The following is a 16,407-nucleotide window of genomic DNA, read 5'->3' on the forward strand; positions in this document are numbered from 1 at the left end:
GTGGCTTCCATAGCCAAGCTGCCCAGCTATCGCGCCATCCCAAGGGAGCCAATCATGTATAGCGAAGAAACACTGCAAGCCCGCGCCGAAGCCGCTGCCGATGCAAAGCTGGGCTTTTATCTGCATGCCGCAAGCTATGTCTGCATCAGCATGTTCTTGCTCGCGCTCAATTTCTGGCTGTCCGGCCGGATCAACTGGGCATTCTGGCCGTTGCTCGGCATGGGTTTCGGCCTGGCCAGCCATGGCGCCAAGGTATGGCTGCGCGACGGTACGCTGCGCGAGCACCTGCTTGCCAAGGAACTGGATGCACTGCGCCGTTGCAAGCACTGATCCTTGCGCCAGCCTGTCCGCACTGCAATACGATACGATTGCGCCATGAGCCAAGCCGACCCCAGTATCCGATCCGATCAAACCCATGATGTGGGCCGCTGGCACCCGCTGGAGCTGATTCCTTACTTCCGCCATCGCTGGCAGCCCGGCCTGGTTCGCGACCTGATCTATACGTTTGTATGGAACAACCTGTTTGGTGTGTGTTTCTTCATCACCACCCAGACCTTTGCCCCCACGCCCAATATCAGCCGTCCCAGCGTATTCCTGCATCTGATCTGGGCCCAGTTTGTCGTTACCCAAACCGTCGGCTACTCGATTCATACCTTGCTGGAAATCGGCGACCGCCTGGGCGGGCGCTGGATTCGCGCGACCCAGCCGTGGATTCGAAGCTTGTACTTCATGATCGTACCGGTGCTGGGCCTGTACATCGGCTACTGGATCGGCTTTGGCCTGCTCGACCTGCAAGCGACGCGCGCCTATGTATTCAGCAGCAAAGGCGCGTGGAGCATCACGCTGTTTGCCCTGATGCTGGCCGCCATCCTGGCAGTGGCCTTCTACTCGCATCAGCGACAGGCCGAAACCGAAGCCGAGCTGTCGGCCGAACGGCAACGCACGCTCGACGCCGAGCGCCGTGCACTGGAATCACAACTGCGCATGCTGCAGGCACAGATAGAACCGCATTTTCTCTACAACACCCTGGCCAATGCAGTCGGCCTGATCGGCCCGGCCCCCGACAAGGCACGGCTTCTCTTGGAGCGCTTGATCGAATACCTGCGTGCCTCGCTCACCGCCAGCCGCGAAGCGAACACTGAGCTTGGCCGGGAATTCGCCACCTTGGGCGCCTATCTCGACCTGATGCAGGTACGCATGGGCCACCGCCTCACGTTTCAGATCGAACTACCGGCCGAGCTGCATAGCATTACCTTACCGCCCATGCTGCTGCAACCACTGGTAGAAAACGCCATTCAGCACGGACTGGAGCCGAAGATCGAAGGCGGTGAAATCCGCATCAGCGCACGGCGCGATCACGATATGCTGGAAATCAGCGTCGCCGACAGCGGCATCGGCATCCAGCCCAAACGCTCGCACCGGACAGGCTCCGGCGTAGGCCTGAGCAATCTGCGCGAGCGCCTGTCCACCTTGTATGAGGGCAAGGCCAGCCTGTCGCTGCTGGAAAACACCCCATCCGGCCTGCGGGTAACGCTTAGACTGCCGCTGGCGAGCGCCCCCCTGCGCCAACCGATACCCGATACCACCTCACCGTCACCAGCCATTCCGCTGTCCAACACCTGATACCCATGCCAACCGCCCTGATTGCCGACGACGAAATTGCCCTGGCCGAATTCCTGAAAAGCGAACTGGCCGAGTTATGGCCCGAGCTCAAGATCGTAAGCCTGGTCCATAACGGTGTGGACGCGCTGCGCGACATCGACGAGCTGGCGCCCGACATCGCCTTTCTCGATATCCGCATGCCGGGCCTGAGCGGGCTGGATGTGGCCGGCAAGCTGCTCGATAGCGCTACCGCCCCCAGCTTTGTGTTTGTCACCGCCTACGACCAATATGCACTTGATGCCTTCGAGCGCGAAGCGCTCGACTATCTGCTCAAGCCCCCCAGCCGCGATCGCCTTGGCCGCACCATCGAAAAGCTCAAGCGCCAACTGGCCGAGCCAGCGCCCGCCGCGCCGCTACCGGCCGCGCTATTACAGCAGCTGAGCGGCCTGTTGAAACAGGCCCCGCAAGTGGCGCGGCTGGACTGGATACGCGCAGCCCATGGCGGCGAAACCCGGCTGATTCCGATCGATGAAGTGATTTATTTCGAAGCGCGGGACAAATATGTGAGCGTATTCACCGCCGATGGCGAATCACTGATCCGCACGCCACTGAAAGAGCTGGCCGATGGCCTCGACCCGGAGCGCTTCTGGCAGATCCATCGTGGCACCATCGTCGCCGCCCGCCAGATTGCCGGCACCACCCGCGATTTTCGTGGCCGCACCATGGTGAAACTGCGCCAGCGCAGCGAACAGCTGGTGGTAAGCCGCGCCTATCTGCATTTGTTCAAGCAGATGTAGGCCATCTGCGCTGACGCCGCACACGCAGCGGCGCCAGGGACCCCAAGTCATTCTTGTTGCAGCCCAGCCCTGCTTGCGGAGCGGCTACCCCAGGCTCGCCCGGACACCCTCTAGCGCTTGCAATCACCCGACGCCACGCGAGCACTGGCCAGCTCGATGCGTTCGGTATCGCGCACTCGCAAAACAACGGTGAAGCCAGCAGCCATCAGTCGGCGCGCATCACTATCCACACACAAGCTAGTGAGGGCAAATTTCTGAAATTCAGCGTTCAGCTCGGGCTTATCACTACTGGCAACCGCCGACACCATGGCCGTGTAGTCAAAGTAGACCTGGGATTCTTCCACCGTCACCTTGTCCCATCGCGTGTCCTTGTCCACCATCTTGGGCAGCGTCTTGTTAATCTCTTCTGCCTCTTTGATCGCTTGCTTGGCGCTTGCCTCGGGCGACACGGCAAAGCCCTTGTTCATGCAGGTACGCACAGCAGCGGCCACCAACAAGGCGAGCAGGATACCCACTATCCGGTTCATTTTTCTCAATTTCCCTTTAATTTTTGACTGCAGATCGCCCGCCGCAAGGCCGCGAACCGGAAACCCAATTGGAATGCACCACCAGCTTGCCAGAAGAGCCGATCACGATATCCAGTATGAAATGACTGGATTTAATCAGGCGCAGCTTCCTTGCTTCTAGGGCGAAAGCAAATGGAAACACAACTGAGAGTCAGATCATGACCTAGCAGTATGGCGTGCAAAGACGCACGCTTAGCTCGGTAGATTCCACGCGGGCCGGACCATATCACACCGCCAATATGGGCGTCGACTAGGCGGACGAACTACGATTTAACCTGATGCGTTACCGAATCACGGGTGGCATAGGCCGCTCCGACTCGCCGGACACTGGTACCTGCCACCTCCAGGCATGTGTGGCGCGCTACTTCGCCATAAGCTTTTGATGGCCCGTCATGCCACATTGATCGCCACATTAGTACAGACGCGACCGGCGAGTAGGCTGAGATGGTGATTGATACGTTTCAAACCGAACAGGCAGCTTAAAGACGCGTGCCACATTCACGAAGCTTGTACTACGCTTGCGAGAGCTCCACGCCAAGTTGATGCGGAAACACAGCGCCAGCTACTGCCATACTTTGCGAACAGAAGACTCAATTGTTGCGTTACCGTTGCAATTGCGCAAAACCCGGCATCGCAGTTACATCTTTTCACATAAACATCAATCAGTTACAATCCATCTCTCAACAAAACTGCAACGTCAGTCTTTCGACAAATGCAGAAAAATAGCGTAATACATAAAGCAGTGCTCTTACAAAGGAGTTAGGAATCATGAGTTCAGATCTCGCCTTGCAGCTGGCCGGCCAGTTGCTGTGGAACGCCTTGCTGATTTGCGCCCCCCTGCTGATTGCCACCCTGGCGGTGAGCCTGTTGGTGAGCGTGTTGCAAGTAGTCACCCAGGTGCAGGACATGTCCCTGACCTTTATCCCCAAACTGCTCACCACCGTTATCGCCCTTGCCGTATTCGGGCCATGGATGTTGCGCAAGCTGCTGCTGGTATCCAGCAAGCTGATTGCTGACATTCCCGCCTACTTCTGATCGGTGCTTCATCATGCACGTCGATGCCAGCCTGAGCTGGCTAGTTGCCGTATTGCTATGCGCCTTGCGCCTTGGTGCCCTGCTGCTGATGAGCCCGCTGCTGATGGCAGCCGGCTTGCCGGCACGCATCAAGGTCTTGCTGACGCTTGCTTTGGCGACCTGCCTGGTGTCGGGCCTGCATTTGCAGCCGACGCAGATGCCGACCGACCTGCCGCCTCTGCTTGCCGCTGCTGTCAGCGAGCTGTTGCTCGGCGCCTTGCTCGCTTTCGGTGTGTTTGCCGCCTTTGCCGCCTTCTCGTTTGCCGGCAACCTGCTCGATATCCAGATCGGCTTCAATATCGCCAATCTGTACGACCCGATCACCCACAGCCACGCCCCGCTGATTGCCACCTTGCTCAGTTTCACCGCCGTCATGGTGTTCTACCTGAGCGATGTCCATCACCTGCTGCTGCGTGGTTTCGCCTATTCGCTGCAGCGCCTGCCGCTCGGCCAGTTTCTTTCCTTACCCTCACCCGCGCTGCTAGTTAGCCAGTTCGGCAAGGTATTCGGATTTGGCCTGCTGATTGCCGCCCCGCTGCTGTTCTGCCTGTTTCTGGTGGAAATCGGCCTGGCGGTGCTGTCGCGCAATCTGCCGCAGATGAATCTGTTCATGTTGAGCCCGCCGATCAAGATCGCGATTGGTCTTGCCCTGCTGGCCTTCTCGATGCCGCATATGGCCCCGCTGTTCAAACGGGTATTCGACAGCCTGTTTGGTTTCTGGGAGGCGGTGCTACATGGCTGAGGACGGACAGGAACGCAATGAAGACGCCACGCCGCACAAGCTGCGCGAAGCGCAAAAGCGCGGTCAGGTCGCCAAGAGCCAGGAGGTCAACGTCGCCGCCGTGCTGGCGGTGCTGGTGGCGGCCTGCTATGCCGTCCTGCCCGGTATGGCGCGCCATCAGGCCCAGCTTGCCCAGGCACTGTTCAGTCGGGCCGGCCACACCGACTGGTCGGAAGCCGGCATGCTGCACCGCCTGCAGCAGCTATTGAACGACAGCCTGGCTAGCCTGGCGCCGCTACTGATCGCCATTGCCGGCGCGGTGATCATCGCCAATATCGCCCAGACCGGTGCCGTATTCAGCGCCGAGCCGCTCAAGCCCGACTTCACCAAGCTCAATCCCAGCAATGGCCTGCAAAGGCTGTTCTCGCTGCGCCTGCTGTATGAGGCCTTGCGTAGCCTGCTCAAATTGACTGCGCTGGGCCTGGTGCTATGGAGCGCTATCCACCATCTGCTACCCGACCTGTTCAGCCTCAGCCAGCGCGACGCCCATGCGCAGGCAGCCGGTGCGCTGAGCCTGGTCGGCCCCTTGCTGTTCAAGCTCTTGCTGGTAGCGCTGTTGATTGCCCTGCTGGATCTTGCCTATACGCGCTGGGATTTCGCCAAAAAAATGCGCATGAGCCGGCGCGATATCGAGGACGAGCACAAGCAGCGCGAAGGCGACCCACGCATCCGCAGCCGGCTGCGCCAGCTTCGCAATGAGATGCTCAAGCAAAGCCAATCGATGCGCCGGGTGCCGGAAGCGGATGTGTTGATCACCAACCCCACCCATATTGCCATTGCACTGAGCTATCGCCATGGCGAGATGCCGGCGCCCAAGCTGCTGGCCAAGGGTGCTGGTGGTCTTGCTGCCAAGATGCGCAGTGTGGCGCGCAGCCACCATATCCCGGTGGTAGAAAACCCGCCGCTGGCGCGTGAGCTGTACAAACGCCTCGGTACTGATCAATACCTGCCGGAAGACCTCTACCCGCGCGTCGCCCGCATCCTGATCTGGGTCTATGCCATGCGCCGGGCCCGCCAGCAGGTGGCCGCATGATCGCCGCCCTTCGCCGCATCCTCGGCCAGCAGGCCGACATCACCCTGGTGCTGCTGGTGGTCGGGGTGCTGGTCTTGCTGTTCGCGCCGATTCCGGCGGCGCTGCTGGACTTTCTGATCATCACCAATATCAGCTTTGCCCTGCTGATCCTGCTGCTGACCTTTTACATGGCCAAGCCGGTGGAATTCTCCACCTTTCCGTCCATGTTGCTGGTCGCCACCCTGTTCCGGCTGGCGCTGAACATCTCGGCCACCCGTTTGATCCTGCGCGATGGCGATGCCGGCCATGTCATCGGCGCCATCGGTGCCTATGTGATCGGCGGCAACTATGTGATCGGCCTGATCGTGTTTCTGATCCTGGTGGTGGTGCAGTTCGTGGTGGTGACCAGCGGTGCGCAGCGGGTATCGGAAGTGGCGGCGCGCTTTACCCTCGACAGCATGCCCGGCCAGCAGATGAGTATCGATGCCGACCTCAATATGGGCTTTATCGATCAGGAAGAAGCGCAGCGTCGCCGCAAGAATCTGAGCAAGGAAGCGGCGTTTTATGGCGCGATGGATGGCGCCAGCAAGTTCGTCAAAGGCGATGCCATTGCCGGCATCATCATCATGCTGATCAATAGCGTGGCCGGCCTCGTTATCGGTGTGATGCAGATGGGCATGCGCTGGGATCAGGCCTTGCAGACCTATACCCTCTTGACCATCGGCGACGGCATCGTCACCCAGGTGCCGGCCCTGGTGATCTCGGTCGGCACCGGCCTGATCGTTACCCGCTCCGGCTCGGACGATAATCTCGGCGCCGCCGCATTCCGGCAGATCACCTCCTTCCCCAAGGCGATGCTGCTGGTGGTGGTCGCCCTGCTCGGCCTGTCCTGCCTGCCCGGCATACCGCTTTGGCCGGCGCTTATCCTGTCGCTGCTCTATGGCAGTGTCGCCCTGATCAAGCGTAGCGGTGCCATGACGGCCAGCGAACCAGCCGATGACGCCACTGCGGCCGGCCCGGCCAACGCAGCCAAGGATGGCTTGCAGCCGCTGGAGCCAGTCGAAGTACAGCTGGCGCCCAATCTGGTGTCGCTGGTGGAAGGCGAGCATGCGCTGTTCATGGAACGGGTGGCGGCGTTTCGCCAGCAATATGCGCAGGAGTCCGGCCTGGTGCTGCCAGCGGTGAGCTTCCGGGATGGCGCCAAGCTCACCAGCAATGGCTATGAAATCCTGGTATTCGGCGCCAGCGTCGCCCGTGGTGAATTGCAGCGCGACAAGCTGCTGGCGATCAAGTCCAGCCCGGATGCGCCGCCCGTGAGCGGCATCGACACCCGCGAACCCAGCTTCGGCCTGCCGGCCGTGTGGATTGATGAGGCCCAGCGCGAAGCCGCCGCCGGCCACTACACCCTGGTCGACCCCGGCACGGTGCTGATGACCCATCTATGTGAAGTGCTGCGCCAGCAGTCAGCCAATCTGCTGACCCGCCAGGAAACCGAGCGCCTGCTGCGCCGGGTGCGCGAAACCCAACCCGGCCTGGTAGAGGAAATCGTCCCCACCGTGCTGGCGGTCGGCGATATCCAGCGCGTGCTGCAAAACCTGCTCAAGGAAAAAGTGTCGCTGCGCAATTTCGACGCCATCGTCGAAACCCTGGTCGATCACGCCAAGCTCAGCAAGGACCCGGCCTACCTCACCGAAATGGTCAGACAACGTCTGGGCCCGCTGATCTGCCAGGCGCTGACCCGCGCCAATGTGCTGCAGGTGCTGACCCTGGAGCCCGGCATCGAGCAGAACCTGCTGCATAGCGTGCGCAGCGCCGAAGCCGGTGCACCGCTGATCATCGAACCCAAGCTGGCCGAGCAGCTGATCTCCCGCGCTGCCCAGCTGGCCGACACCATGCAGCGCAGCAGCCTGCTGCCGGTGCTGCTGTGCGCACCCGAATTGCGCCGCCACCTGCGCGCCCTGTCCGAGCGCATGGTGCCGAACCTGCGCGTGCTATCGCTGGCCGAGATACCCAATACGGTCGAGCTGCGCGCCTTTGGCAGCCTGTCACTCGACACCCCGACCACCGTCTGAGCCCGAAGCCACACCATGAGCACTGCCTTTACCGCCGCCATCCACAGCATGCACAACGATCTGCAGCGCATGGACATCATCAGCCAGAACCTGGTGAATCTGACCACGCCTGGCTACAAGCGCGGCATTGCCCGCAGCTTTGGCGAAGTCATGCTGGCGGCTGACTCGCAGACCAGTAGTGACCACCACATCGCCCACACCTTGCCCAGCATCAGCAGCGTGGTTGATCTGAGCGAAGGCGCGGTGCGCCAGACCGGCCAGCCATGGGATATGGCCATCGTAGGCGAAGGCTATTTCGAGCTGGCGACGCCGGCCGGGCTTGCCTATAGCCGCGCCGGCAACTTCCACCTCGATGCCGAAGGCCGGCTGGTCAATGAAGCGGGCTTTGCCGTGCAAGGCATGGCCGGCGAATTGCGCCTCAATGATGGCAAAGCACAGATCAGCGCCGATGGCCGGATCAGCCAGGGCGAAAACCCGGTCGGCCAGATTCGACTGGTGCGCTTTGCCGAGCCCCATGCCCTGCAGAAAAACCCGCTGGGCCTGCTCAGCCCCGCCGCCGGCAACAACGCCATCGAGGTCACGCCGCAGCTACAGGTCGGCGCGCTGGAAAGCACCAATGTGGTACCGGCCCGCGACATGGTGGCGATGCTGGAAACCACCCGCCACTTCGAAGCGGCGCAGAAGCTGTTCCAGGGCTACGACGAGATGCTCGGCACCGCCATCCAGAAACTGGGCGAGTTCTGAGCCAACCCGGCAGGCGCCTGCGCCCACCGCAATTTGACCGATCAGCAAGAAACTCAACGACCATGAATGACGCACTCTATATCGCCGCCACCGGCATGCAGGCGCAGCAGCAGAGCCTGGATAACGTGGCCAACAATCTGGCCAACGTCAGCACGCCGGCCTTCAAAAAAGGTCGGGTCAATTTCCAGGAAATGATGCAGTTGCAGGCCCGCCCGCATGGCGAGGCAGCGGCGCATGCGGCCGGAATCGGCATTAGCGTCAGCAGCGTGCTGCGCGACTTCAGTGCCGGCCAGCTGAGCCAGACCGGCAATGCCATGGATCTTGCCATCAATGGCGCCGGTTTTATCGAGCTGAGCCTGCCCGATGGCAGCCGTGGCTATAGCCGTGGCGGCAGCCTGCAAGTTGGCGAGGACGGCTTTCTCAGCACGCTGGATGGACTACCGCTCAAGCCGGCCATTCATATCCCTGCCGGCAGCAGCAAGCTCAGCATCGCCGCCGATGGCAAGGTGAGCGTGCACACCGCCCAGTCCGGGCTGCTGGAAATCGGCCAGATCGAGCTGGTCAACTTTGCCAATGCCTCCGGCCTGCATCCGCATAGCAAGGGCATCTACACGCCGACCGAAGCGTCTGGCCAGGCCATTTACGGCAGGCCGGGCAGCGCCGGCCTGGGCGAATTGGTACAGGGCTCGCTGGAAGGCGCCAATGTGTCGCTGGTCGATGAGATGGTCAGCCTGATGATGGCGCAACGCGCCTATGAGCTCAGCTCCAAGGTGATCCAGACCTCGGATGAATTGATGTCGCTGACTAATAACCTGCGGCGGTAAATGGCGTATGCGCAGGCAGATCGTGCTCACCCTTATCGCCTTTATGCTGGCCAGCGCCCATGCGGCTAGCGAACTGATACTCAAGCCGCAGGCAGTGATCGCCGGCGCGCGGGTGCGGCTGGGCGATGTGAGTGAGCTGCGCGGCATTGCACCCAATCAAGCCGAAACACTTGCCGCATTCGATCTGGGCCCGGCGCCGCTGCCCGGCTACACCGACCGCTACAGCCGCACCGAATTGGCCCGCCGTCTGCGCAGTGCCGGCCTCGCCAGCGATGCGCATTGGCAGGGCGCTGAACAGGTGCTGGTCGAGCGTCGCACGCAAACCGTGACGAGCAGCACCCTGATTCAGGCCGCTAGCGAGTATTTGCGCAGCCAGCTGGCAGCCGATGGCGACGCGGTAGTGCTGCCAGCCGCCAGCGCTACGCCCGATCTGCAGGTCGCTAGCGGGCAATTAAGCCTGCGGCCACGGCCACTGAGCGCTCCCAGTGCCCGGCAGGTGCAGATCGATCTACTGGTAGACGGCCAATTCCAGCGCAGCGCGCGGCTGGCCTTCACCGTGCACGGCTCCCGCACGGTGCTGGTAGCACGTCGCGACCTGCCTGCCGGCACCCAGCCTGATTGCGCCGATGTGGAACCGCAGCTGCGCGATATCGCCAGCCTCGATGCCCCACCGCTGGCCGCCGATTGCCAGACCATCCACGGCCAGCTGCGCCATCCGCTGCCGGCTGGCGCGCCGCTATTGCACGCCCAGCTGGTCCAGCCCAAGCCGGTGCGCCAGGGCGAGGAAGTCCGGCTGCGCCTGGCGCAAGGCGGCATCGTGCTGGAATCGCGCGCTATCGCCCTGGCCGATGGCGAAATCGGCGAGCGCATCGCAGTACGGCCCACCCAGGGCAAGGCAACGGTGTTGGCGCGGGTAGCCGCCACCGCTCAAGTAGAGATGGACGAAAAATGAAGCACCGATTGACCGTGCTGCTGATCACATTGGCTGGCCTTGCCACGCCACTGGCAGCAGAGAGCCTGTATGACGAACACAGCTTCCGGCCGCTAGCCGCCGACAAGCGCGCCCACCTGCCCGGTGATTCCCTGACCGTGCTGATTTACGAAAACGCCAGCGCCACCACCTCGGTCGGCACCAATATGAACCGCAAGAACAATGTGGCGGTGCAAGGCGCCGTCGATGAGCGCCAGCATGGCGCCAGTGTCGGTCTCAACAACCAGTTCGATGGCGGTGGCAGCAGTCAGCGCACCGGCAAACTGCTGGCACAGATGACCGTCTCGGTCGACAAGGTCGCTGCCAATGGCGAGCTGTGGATCAGCGGCGAGCAGCTGCTGGAAATCAATGCCGACAAGCAAAAGATCCGCGTTGAAGGCCGCGTAAGGCCACTTGATATCTCCGACAGCAACACGGTGTTCTCCTACCGGATTGCCGATGCGCGCATCAGCTATCTCGGCGATGGCGATCTGGCGGCGCGGCAGCGGCCGGGCTTTTGGTCAAAGCTGTTTGTGTGGGCGGGGTTCTGATGAAACACCTGCTCAACTGCTTGCTGGCGCTCACCGTGTTGTACTCCCCTTTGACGCAGGCCGAAGTGGTCCGCCTCAAGGACATCGGCAAGTTCGCCGGCTGGCGCGACAACCCGCTGGTGGGCTATGGCCTGGTGACGGGTCTCGCCAATACCGGCGATTCACCCAATAACAAGGCCACGCGCCAGTCGATCGCCAATGTGCTGTCGCAGTTCGATGTAGCGGTACAGCCCGACGATGTGCTGAGCCGCAATGCTGCCGCCGTGATGGTGTCGGCCACCTTGCCGCCCACCGCCCATGAAGGCGACACCCTGGACGTTACCGTCACCTCGATCGGCGATGCGCGCAGCCTGGCCGGTGGCAGCCTGCTGCTCGCCCCGCTGAAGGGCCCGAATGGCAAGGTGTATGCGCTGGCACAGGGTGCCCTGTCGGTCGGTGGCTATAAATACGAGCTCAACGGCAGCATCGCCCAGAAAAATCACCCTACCGTCGGCGCCATACCGGGCGGCGCCACCGTGGAAGTGGGCGTGCAGGCCAAGCTCTTGGCCGCCGACAACAGCCTGCTGTTCACCCTGAGCGACGCCGACTTCACCACCGCCGCACGGGTGGCGGCCGCCATCAATGCCGAGTTCGGCCACACGCTGGCCGAGCCGCGCGATGCCGAAGGCATCCGTATCCAGCTGCCGAGCAATACCCGCCTGGTTGACTTGCTTGCCCGCGTCGAAAAGCTGCGGGTCGAGCCCGATCACCGTGCCCGCGTGGTGGTGGATGAGCGTACCGGCACCGTGGTATCGGGCGGCGATGTGCGCATCGCCAAGGTGGTGATCTCGCACGGCGATCTGAAGATCTCCATCGTCACCGACAACAGCGTGTCGCAACCGATCCTGGTGCGGCAGACCGGGCCGGGCGTGCGCACCGAGACGGTGGCCAACTCCAGCGTGACCGTCAGCGAGCGCGACGAGACTGGCCTCGTCAGCGCCTCCACCAACACGGTGGCCGATCTGATCCAGGCACTGACCCGGCTCAAGACCCATACCCGCGACATCATTTCCATTCTGCGCGCGGTCAAGGCCGCCGGCGCCCTGCATGCCGAGCTGCTGATCCAGTAGCGCCCAGGCACCCAAGCAAGAGACTGCAACCATGATGATTAGCCAAACCGACGCCATCACCCATCAGCTGGTCGCACTGGCCCTCGATGCTGCCAGCCTGCGCCATCAGGCGATTGCTCACAATATCGCCAATGCCCATACCGCCGGCTTTGCACCAGCGCGGGTGGATTTTGAAGACCAGCTCGCGACCGTGCGGGCCGCCCTAAGCGAAGGGCGCCGCCTGCAGCCGGCGATGCTGCAGGGCGTGCATGCCCAGCTCAGCCATGGCCTGCCGCAGGCTGGCGAAGATCGCTCCGGAGAGCTCGATAGCCAGATCGCCGAGCTCGCGCAAAACACCGTGCAATACCAGGCCTTGCTCAAGGCGCTGGGCAAGCAGATGGCGATTCTGAGCGCGGCGGTGAATGAAGGAAAACGCTAGTGGCTGGCAAAGCCACCGCTCAGACAGGGGAACGCTCGGTGATCTCTATGTAAGCGGTGAGCGCTGCATCCACGCTTTTGTCGTGAATTGAACGGTATCGATGGGTAGCTGGGTTGCTTGGCGCAAGCCGCCCCAGCAAAACCCGACCATTAGGGAGTACGCAATATGGACTACCGCAACGCCTTTGCCATCAGTGCCAGCGGCATGAATGTCGAAAAACTGCGGCTGGACGTTACCGCCGTCAATCTGGCCAATGTGCACAGCACGGCCGGCGCCGATGGCAAGCTGTTCCAGCCCTTGCGGGTAAAGAGTGTCACTGCCGATTTTGCAGCCGGCTTTGATGCGTTGGGCGGCGGTGCCTTGCACGGTGCCCGCTTGCAAGGCGTGCACGCGCTCGATGTTGCGCCGCGCAAGCTGTACGAGCCCGGCAGCCCCGATGCCGACAGCCAGGGCTTTGTCAGCCTGCCCGGCGTCAATCAGCTCGACGAGATGGTCAACCTCTCTACCGCCCTGCGCGCCTATGAAGCCAATGTAATGGCCATGAACGCCGCCAAATCCATGGCATTGAAAGCACTGGAACTGGGAGGCGGCCAATGAGCATAGCCCCCATCGCCTTCCTGCCGGCGCAATCGCTGCCCAGCCTCGACAACCCGCCAGCGCCCAGTGCACCGACCGGCGACTTCGCCGGCTGGTTCGCTCAAGAACTCAGCCAGGTCAACCAGCAACTGCTAACTGCCGACCACGGCGTCCAGCAACTGGCTGCAGGCCAGGCCAGCAATCTGCACCAGGTGATGATCAATCTGGAAGAAGCCAAGGTGTCGCTGCAAATGGTGATGCAGGTGCGCAACCACCTGCTCGACGCCTACCGTGAATTGCTGCAGATGCAGATGTAGGGCCCCGCCATGTCGAACCTGAAACCGATGCAAGTAACAAGGAATCCGTGTGACCGTATTGTCTGAATTCTGGCAAGGCTTCGACCGCCGTGCCCGCACTGCGCTGCTTATCGGCTCGCTGCTGATCCTGATTGGAGCCGTGGCGCTGGGCGCGTGGAGCCTGCGTACCGACTACCAGGTGCTGTTCGCCGACCTAGCGGCCCAGGATGCCGCCACCATGGTGGCGGAGCTGGATCGCCTCAAGGTGCCGTACCGGCTTAGCGGCACCGGCAACACCATCCTGGTGCCAGCCGAGCTGGTCTACAAAACCCGGCTCAAGCTGGTGGGCAAGGAGCTGCCCCTGCATGGCGCCGTCGGTTTCGAGCTATTCAACGACAGCGAAGTCGGCATGACCGAATTCGCCCAGAAGATCAATTACCAGCGCGCCCTGCAAGGGGAGCTGACCCGCACCATCCTGGCGCTGGACGAGGTGCAGAGCGCCCGCGTGCATCTGGCCCTGCCCGAGCAAGGCCTGTTCAAGAAAAGCAGCGCCCAGGCCAAGGCCTCGATCAGTCTGGCGGCCAAGCCGGGCAAGACCATTGGCAACGACGCGGTACAGGGCATTCAGCGTCTGGTAGCCGCAGCGGTGCCGGATATCCGGCCGGAGGATGTGACCATCGTCGATCAGCACGGCATCGCCCTGACCCGGCGCAGCGCAGCGGGCAGCGAGGAAGCCGGCAGCGATGGGCTGGACGACAAACGCGCCATCGAGCGCTATCTGGGCAAGAAGGTCAGCGAGGTACTGGAGCGCAGCTTTGGCGAAGGCCAGGCCATCGCCAGCGTCGATGTCAGCCTTGGCCATGAACACAGCAAGGTCACGACCGAGCAAGTGCTGCCGGGCAATGTCGGCAGCCAGACCGGCCTGATCGCACATGAGCGTGAAACCGGCCAGGGCAGCGAAGGCGGCCAGCGCGGCGATGCGGGCGAGAGCAAGCCGGCCAGCAGCCGCGAAGTGGATTACCAGCTGGGCCGCCGCGTCGAGCAGGTGGTGTCCGCTGCCGGCGGCATCAGCCATCTCAGCGTGGCGGTGGTAGTGCGGCGCCCGCTGGAGCCGGCCCAGCTGGAGCGGCTGAAAGAGCTGGTGGCGGTAGCAGCCGGCATCAATCGTACGCGCGGCGACGCGCTGGCGGTCTACAGCATGGATCAGCTCGGCACCACGAGCGATAGCGCCAAGCCGGTCGCGACGCCGCTGGCGCTCGATGCCGCCAGCGCCGAGCCGATCAAGCCGGAGCGCAGCGATGCAGCAGGCACCGCAAGCCCAGCCCCAAGCGGCATCTCGCCGCTGACCCTGATGCTGGCGGTAGTCGGCACCCTGCTGCTATCCGGCCTGGTATGGCGGGCCCGACCCGCCGCCACGCGTAGCTTGAGCGAGGTAGAACGGCAACGCCTGCTCGGCCAGTTGCAAGCCTGGATGGCCAAGCCGGATGCTGCCAATACCAAGCCAGGGGAGGATGCCTGATGGCCGACAGCCAGCAAGCCGCCCTGCTGCTGCATGGCCTGGCGCCAAGCGATCGAGACTGGCTGCTGAATCAGCTCGACCCGGCCATGCAGGCCGAGCTGAATGCCCATCTGCAAGAACTGCAGGCGCTGGGCATTCCGGCCGACCCGGCACTGATCGATGCCGCGCTGAAGCAGGCCGATGCCGGCGCGCGCCACTCGGCCACCGCCGCGCGCATGCAGGCCCTGCTGGCCGAGGAACCGCTGTGGCTGGTCGCGCAGATACTGGCTCTGCCCGGCTGCACCTGGCGCGACGCCTACCTGGCCGCGCAAAGCCTGGAGCGACGCCAGCGGCTGCTGCGCCACACAGCCACCCCAGCCGGCCCGGCCCTGACACGCGCGCTGCAGGCGGCCCTGGCGCAGCGGCTGCAACAACGCATGGTTGAACCATGACACTTAGCGCCCAAGCCTATCTCGACAGCTTGCGCAGCGCGCCGCTCACCCGCCCGGTCGGTCGGGTGCGGCAGCTGGCTGGGCTAGGCATCGAGTCGGCCGGCCCGAATGTGCTGGTAGGGGAAATCTGCGAGATCGTGCCGCGTGATGGCGGCCAGGGGCTGCGCGCCGAAGTGGTCGGGCTGCGCGATGGTCGCGTCACCCTGATGCCATATGGCGAATTGCACGGTATCGGCATCGGTAGCGCGGTGCACTCCACCGGCCAGATGCCACGCATTGGCGTTGGCGAGGCTTTGCTCGGCCGGGTAATCGACGCATTTGGCGATCCGCTTGACTCCCTGCCACCACCCATAACCCGCGAATTCCGGCCTCTGAAAGCGGCACCGCTGAACCCGCTATCGCGCCCACGGGTAGAGCAGATCCTGGAAACCGGCGTGCGCAGCATCGATAGCTTGCTGACCCTGGGCCAGGGGCAGCGGGTCGGCATCTTTGCCGGCAGCGGTGTCGGCAAAAGCACCTTGCTGGGCATGATGGCTCGCCACGCCCGGGCCGAGGTCAATGTCATCGCCCTGATCGGCGAACGCGGCCGCGAGGTGCGCGAATTCATCGACAAGCATCTGGGCGAGGAAGGCTTGCGTCATGCCGTAGTGGTGGTTGCCACCTCGGACCAGCCGGCCCTGGCGCGCGCCCGCGCTGCCTATGCCGCTACCGCCATTGCCGAGTATTTCCGCGATGCCGGCAAGCAGGTGCTGTTGACCATGGATTCGGTCACCCGCTTTGCCATGGCACGCCGCGAAATCGGCCTGGCGGTGGGCGAGCCACCCACGGCGCGCGGCTATACCCCATCGGTATTTGCCGAGCTGCCTGAACTGTGCGAGCGCTGCGGCACCGCCGCCTCCGGCGGCGCCATCACCGCCCTGTATACCGTGCTGGTAGAGGGCGATGACTTCAATGAACCGATCTCCGACATGCTGCGCGCCACTCTCGATGGCCATATCGTGCTGACCCGCCGGCTGGCGCAGCAGGGTCACTCCCCAGCCATCGATGTGCTGCACAGCGCCAGCC

19 protein-coding genes are annotated in these 16,407 nt (G+C 63.0%); 18 read left to right on the plus strand and 1 reads right to left on the minus strand.

Annotated elements, in window-relative coordinates; all coding sequences use genetic code 11:
* The 3 genes from ACE3OH_RS09715 to ACE3OH_RS09725 all read left to right on the plus strand — a co-directional run.
* Positions 1-330: 2TM domain-containing protein (locus ACE3OH_RS09715; RefSeq protein ID WP_374351348.1), on the plus strand; the 330-nt coding region annotated here is incomplete at its 5' end.
* 45 nt (positions 331-375) lie between these two features.
* Complete coding sequence (locus tag ACE3OH_RS09720) at positions 376-1,623, plus strand: sensor histidine kinase (RefSeq protein WP_374351350.1); 1,248 nt, start codon at positions 376-378, stop codon at positions 1,621-1,623.
* A gap of 5 nt (positions 1,624-1,628) precedes the next feature.
* On the plus strand, positions 1,629-2,399 hold the full coding sequence (locus tag ACE3OH_RS09725) for a LytR/AlgR family response regulator transcription factor (protein WP_374351352.1): 771 nt from the start codon (positions 1,629-1,631) through the stop codon (positions 2,397-2,399).
* Between the two features lie 110 nt (positions 2,400-2,509).
* Here ACE3OH_RS09725 and ACE3OH_RS09730 read toward each other — a convergent pair whose 3' ends face one another.
* Positions 2,510-2,926, minus strand: coding sequence for a hypothetical protein (locus ACE3OH_RS09730; RefSeq protein ID WP_374351354.1), 417 nt, complete (start codon positions 2,924-2,926; stop codon positions 2,510-2,512).
* Between the two features lie 807 nt (positions 2,927-3,733).
* Between ACE3OH_RS09730 and ACE3OH_RS09735 the strand changes: the two genes are divergently transcribed.
* The 15 genes from ACE3OH_RS09735 to ACE3OH_RS09805 all read left to right on the plus strand — a co-directional run.
* On the plus strand, positions 3,734-4,000 hold the full coding sequence (locus ACE3OH_RS09735; protein WP_374351357.1) for a flagellar biosynthetic protein FliQ: 267 nt from the start codon (positions 3,734-3,736) through the stop codon (positions 3,998-4,000).
* Positions 4,001-4,013: 13 nt separating this feature from the next.
* Positions 4,014-4,781: a flagellar biosynthetic protein FliR gene (gene fliR / locus ACE3OH_RS09740; RefSeq protein WP_374351359.1), complete on the plus strand. Its 768-nt coding sequence runs from the start codon at positions 4,014-4,016 to the stop codon at positions 4,779-4,781.
* Positions 4,774-5,853 (plus strand): flagellar biosynthesis protein FlhB, encoded by a 1,080-nt coding sequence (locus ACE3OH_RS09745; protein WP_374351361.1) that lies wholly within the window; start codon positions 4,774-4,776, stop codon positions 5,851-5,853. The genes fliR and ACE3OH_RS09745 overlap by 8 nt, the downstream gene beginning before the upstream one ends.
* Positions 5,850-7,904: a flagellar biosynthesis protein FlhA gene (locus ACE3OH_RS09750; protein WP_374351363.1), complete on the plus strand. Its 2,055-nt coding sequence runs from the start codon at positions 5,850-5,852 to the stop codon at positions 7,902-7,904. The genes ACE3OH_RS09745 and ACE3OH_RS09750 overlap by 4 nt, the downstream gene beginning before the upstream one ends.
* Positions 7,905-7,919: 15 nt before the next feature.
* The gene (locus ACE3OH_RS09755) at positions 7,920-8,648 is read left to right on the plus strand and encodes a flagellar hook-basal body protein (protein WP_374351364.1); all 729 of its coding nucleotides are present in this window, start codon (positions 7,920-7,922) and stop codon (positions 8,646-8,648) included.
* Positions 8,649-8,710: 62 nt separating this feature from the next.
* Complete coding sequence (gene flgG, locus ACE3OH_RS09760; RefSeq protein ID WP_374351365.1) at positions 8,711-9,472, plus strand: flagellar basal-body rod protein FlgG; 762 nt, start codon at positions 8,711-8,713, stop codon at positions 9,470-9,472.
* 7 nt (positions 9,473-9,479) lie between these two features.
* Positions 9,480-10,424, plus strand: a complete 945-nt coding sequence (flgA, locus tag ACE3OH_RS09765; protein ID WP_374351367.1) for a flagellar basal body P-ring formation chaperone FlgA — start codon at positions 9,480-9,482, stop codon at positions 10,422-10,424.
* On the plus strand, positions 10,421-10,993 hold the full coding sequence (locus ACE3OH_RS09770) for a flagellar basal body L-ring protein FlgH (protein ID WP_374351370.1): 573 nt from the start codon (positions 10,421-10,423) through the stop codon (positions 10,991-10,993). The genes flgA and ACE3OH_RS09770 overlap by 4 nt, the downstream gene beginning before the upstream one ends.
* Positions 10,993-12,102 carry a flagellar basal body P-ring protein FlgI gene (locus tag ACE3OH_RS09775; RefSeq protein WP_374351372.1) on the plus strand — a complete coding sequence of 370 codons (1,110 nt, stop codon included), beginning with the start codon at positions 10,993-10,995 and terminating at the stop codon, positions 12,100-12,102. Before ACE3OH_RS09770 ends, ACE3OH_RS09775 begins: the two co-directional genes overlap by 1 nt.
* Positions 12,103-12,133: 31 nt before the next feature.
* On the plus strand, positions 12,134-12,520 hold the full coding sequence (locus ACE3OH_RS09780; protein WP_374351374.1) for a flagellar basal body rod protein FlgB: 387 nt from the start codon (positions 12,134-12,136) through the stop codon (positions 12,518-12,520).
* Between the two features lie 165 nt (positions 12,521-12,685).
* Positions 12,686-13,117 carry a flagellar basal body rod protein FlgC gene (gene flgC / locus ACE3OH_RS09785; protein WP_374351376.1) on the plus strand — a complete coding sequence of 144 codons (432 nt, stop codon included), beginning with the start codon at positions 12,686-12,688 and terminating at the stop codon, positions 13,115-13,117.
* Positions 13,114-13,413 carry a flagellar hook-basal body complex protein FliE gene (fliE, locus tag ACE3OH_RS09790; RefSeq protein ID WP_374351378.1) on the plus strand — a complete coding sequence of 100 codons (300 nt, stop codon included), beginning with the start codon at positions 13,114-13,116 and terminating at the stop codon, positions 13,411-13,413. The genes flgC and fliE overlap by 4 nt, the downstream gene beginning before the upstream one ends.
* A 49-nt stretch (positions 13,414-13,462) precedes the next feature.
* Positions 13,463-14,911, plus strand: a complete 1,449-nt coding sequence (fliF, locus tag ACE3OH_RS09795; protein ID WP_374351380.1) for a flagellar basal-body MS-ring/collar protein FliF — start codon at positions 13,463-13,465, stop codon at positions 14,909-14,911.
* Positions 14,911-15,342 carry a hypothetical protein gene (locus ACE3OH_RS09800; protein ID WP_374351382.1) on the plus strand — a complete coding sequence of 144 codons (432 nt, stop codon included), beginning with the start codon at positions 14,911-14,913 and terminating at the stop codon, positions 15,340-15,342. Before fliF ends, ACE3OH_RS09800 begins: the two co-directional genes overlap by 1 nt.
* On the plus strand, positions 15,339-16,407 hold a 1,069-nt coding region (locus ACE3OH_RS09805), incomplete at its 3' end, for a FliI/YscN family ATPase (RefSeq protein WP_374351384.1). The genes ACE3OH_RS09800 and ACE3OH_RS09805, both read left to right, overlap by 4 nt.

The organism is Chitinimonas sp. (assembly GCF_041904975.1).
Taxonomy (GTDB): Bacteria; Pseudomonadota; Gammaproteobacteria; order Burkholderiales; family Chitinimonadaceae; genus Chitinimonas.

What these genes read in the sequence shown, in the direction of transcription:
- ACE3OH_RS09720 (WP_374351350.1), top strand. Translation starts at nt 376, where the DNA reads ATGAGCCAAGCCGACCCCAGTATCCGATCCGATCAAACCCATGATGTG.
- ACE3OH_RS09725 (WP_374351352.1), top strand. Translation starts at nt 1,629, where the DNA reads ATGCCAACCGCCCTGATTGCCGACGACGAAATTGCCCTGGCCGAATTC.
- ACE3OH_RS09730 (WP_374351354.1), bottom strand. Translation starts at nt 2,926, where the DNA reads ATGAACCGGATAGTGGGTATCCTGCTCGCCTTGTTGGTGGCCGCTGCT.
- ACE3OH_RS09735 (WP_374351357.1), top strand. Translation starts at nt 3,734, where the DNA reads ATGAGTTCAGATCTCGCCTTGCAGCTGGCCGGCCAGTTGCTGTGGAAC.
- fliR (WP_374351359.1), top strand. Translation starts at nt 4,014, where the DNA reads ATGCACGTCGATGCCAGCCTGAGCTGGCTAGTTGCCGTATTGCTATGC.
- ACE3OH_RS09745 (WP_374351361.1), top strand. Translation starts at nt 4,774, where the DNA reads ATGGCTGAGGACGGACAGGAACGCAATGAAGACGCCACGCCGCACAAG.
- ACE3OH_RS09750 (WP_374351363.1), top strand. Translation starts at nt 5,850, where the DNA reads ATGATCGCCGCCCTTCGCCGCATCCTCGGCCAGCAGGCCGACATCACC.
- ACE3OH_RS09755 (WP_374351364.1), top strand. Translation starts at nt 7,920, where the DNA reads ATGAGCACTGCCTTTACCGCCGCCATCCACAGCATGCACAACGATCTG.
- flgG (WP_374351365.1), top strand. Translation starts at nt 8,711, where the DNA reads ATGAATGACGCACTCTATATCGCCGCCACCGGCATGCAGGCGCAGCAG.
- flgA (WP_374351367.1), top strand. Translation starts at nt 9,480, where the DNA reads ATGCGCAGGCAGATCGTGCTCACCCTTATCGCCTTTATGCTGGCCAGC.
- ACE3OH_RS09770 (WP_374351370.1), top strand. Translation starts at nt 10,421, where the DNA reads ATGAAGCACCGATTGACCGTGCTGCTGATCACATTGGCTGGCCTTGCC.
- ACE3OH_RS09775 (WP_374351372.1), top strand. Translation starts at nt 10,993, where the DNA reads ATGAAACACCTGCTCAACTGCTTGCTGGCGCTCACCGTGTTGTACTCC.
- ACE3OH_RS09780 (WP_374351374.1), top strand. Translation starts at nt 12,134, where the DNA reads ATGATGATTAGCCAAACCGACGCCATCACCCATCAGCTGGTCGCACTG.
- flgC (WP_374351376.1), top strand. Translation starts at nt 12,686, where the DNA reads ATGGACTACCGCAACGCCTTTGCCATCAGTGCCAGCGGCATGAATGTC.
- fliE (WP_374351378.1), top strand. Translation starts at nt 13,114, where the DNA reads ATGAGCATAGCCCCCATCGCCTTCCTGCCGGCGCAATCGCTGCCCAGC.
- ACE3OH_RS09800 (WP_374351382.1), top strand. Translation starts at nt 14,911, where the DNA reads ATGGCCGACAGCCAGCAAGCCGCCCTGCTGCTGCATGGCCTGGCGCCA.